Source organism: Paraburkholderia sp. RL18-101-BIB-B (genome assembly GCF_046026985.1).
Taxonomy (GTDB): Bacteria; Pseudomonadota; Gammaproteobacteria; order Burkholderiales; family Burkholderiaceae; genus Paraburkholderia.
In genome coordinates this window covers 1-452 of the sequence record NZ_JARESV010000206.1, presented here as the reverse complement: position 1 = coordinate 452, position 452 = coordinate 1, and the positions used below count along the sequence as shown (strand labels likewise).

Genomic DNA, 452 nt, shown 5'->3' with positions numbered 1-452 from the left:
GGATAGGTCGCCTCGCTACGGAACGGCAGCTTGTCGCCCTTCGCGCGGTGGCTGATAACGCCGCCATTGTTCATCTCCGAACCGGTGGCGGGCAGCGTCAACACGCTGCCGAACGGCACCGCGTCGCGTATCTCGGCCTGCTTCGCGAGAATGTCCCACGGTTCGCCGTCGAACTTCACTGCGGCAGCGATGAACTTGGTGCCGTCGATCACCGAACCGCCGCCCACCGCCAGCAGAAAATCGAAGTTCCCCTCACGGGCGAGCGCGACCGCTTCCATCAGCGTTTCGTAAGTGGGATTCGGCTCGATGCCGCCGAACAGGTGCCACGCGCGCTCACCGAGCGCCGCCTGCACTTGCGCGAGCACACCGTTGTTCTTGATGCTGCCGCCGCCGCAGGTAATCAGCACTCGCGCGTTGGGCGGGACGTGCGCATCGAGTGCGGCGATCTGGCC

The 452-nt window shown here is 65.7% G+C and carries 1 protein-coding gene; it reads right to left on the bottom strand.

What is annotated here, in order from left to right; genetic code table 11:
- Positions 1 to 452 (bottom strand): iron-containing alcohol dehydrogenase (locus P0D73_RS46750; RefSeq protein ID WP_408321470.1); only part of this gene is annotated, 452 nt, incomplete at both ends.